Here is a 1,468-nt window from a genome sequence, read left to right as displayed (position 1 = left end):
ATATGGTACGAAGATATAGAAGATCTAAATAAAGCTCCCGATTTATTAGAAGATGAACATTTACTTGAATTTCTAGAAGTAGCTTATCATGCATCTTTTCTTACTGAAGAAGATAGAAGAATTAAATTTCGTATTGCGCTTGCGAATGTAAGTGAAAACGCCTCATTTAATGAATATGGTCATTTTAATATAATCCAATTCCGAGAAAAAAGAATATTTAATGTAAAAGAGATTATAAAGTTAGCTCCTGCTACAGATTTTGACCAAACTATAATTGGTGTATATATAGAAAATAATACATTATTTATTTGGGGATTAATTCATATAGGTAACTCTTGGAGTGAGTATCATTTTAGCAGAAATAGAAGTGCCATTTTACCACCAAATTTATTAACGATTTCTGTAAATGATCCTGGTAATATTGAAATTTCTAGATCTGGTAACACTTTATTAAAACTAACCAACGGAGGCCTAGATTCCCCTATTTCAAATTGTTTTAATAAAGGCCCTATTTCAGATTTTTTTGATACATCTTTTGAGGAAATGCTACTTGAATTTACAAAAAACTTAAATTTAGAAATAGAAGAATTTCTCTCTGATGAATATAACGAAACGCCTACATCAATATGGGAAGCATATACTGGATTTATCAAGTGTATTTTAAATGAAATAAAAAAGAAAAAACATGGTGGTTCTCTTATCATTATCGATAGTGAAAACCCTGAGAAATATCTTAAATCTTTTAAAATAAAATATCCTTGTAGTTTTAATTCCGCTTGGGACACAGTGAAAAAAAGTGAAATAACTCTTTATAAAAGTTATGAATCTTTTTTTACTAATTTAGAAATGAATAAAGTTTCCGTTGAAGATTTTAAAGAAAACAACATTTATAATCGGGATTTAAAAAAATGGGACGGGAAGTATATGGAGTTAACCAAACTTTTCGCATCATTTTCTGAAGTAGATGGTGCTGTAATAATAGATGATAAGTTGAATCTATTGGGTTTTGGCGCTGAAATCATCGATACTTCAAACATTAAAGAAATTCATATCGCTAGAGATGCAGATGGAACAAGTACACAGTCGATACCAATAGAAATATATGGAACTAGGCATAGATCGGTATTTAGATTTTGTTCAACCCATAAAGACTCCCTTGCATTTATCATTTCTCAAGATGGCGATATAAAAGCCGTTACTCAAGTAGAAGATAAGTTAACTCTTTGGACATCTATTGATTTAGAAAATTGATTATTTGAAGAAGACAACCTATTAAAATGATAGGTTGTCTTTTATTTTCAATCAAATTCTTTCAATGGATCTCTAATAAATCTTCCTTTTTTTCTAAAGATTCATAGACATATTCATTGTTCTTGCGAGTCTTGTCGAATAAAACCAATAATTTCAAATTTGGATTACGGTTATTTATAATAATCTTTTTATTTACTGCCTTTCTATTTAATTCGAT

1 protein-coding gene is annotated in these 1,468 nt (G+C 28.9%); it reads left to right on the top strand.

Annotation, left to right across the window (positions count from 1 at the left end; all coding sequences use genetic code 11):
• Positions 1-1,251: putative sensor domain DACNV-containing protein (locus ACQGS6_RS28355; protein ID WP_426966021.1), on the top strand; the 1,251-nt coding region annotated here is incomplete at its 5' end.
• Between the last annotated feature and the right edge of the window lie 217 nt (positions 1,252-1,468).

It is taken from the genome of Bacillus sp. GMs2/2, assembly GCF_050172095.1.
GTDB lineage: Bacteria > Bacillota > Bacilli > Bacillales > Bacillaceae_G > Bacillus_A > Bacillus_A cereus.
Note: the sequence above shows the minus strand (reverse complement) of the source record. Positions and strands in the feature narration are given on the sequence as shown.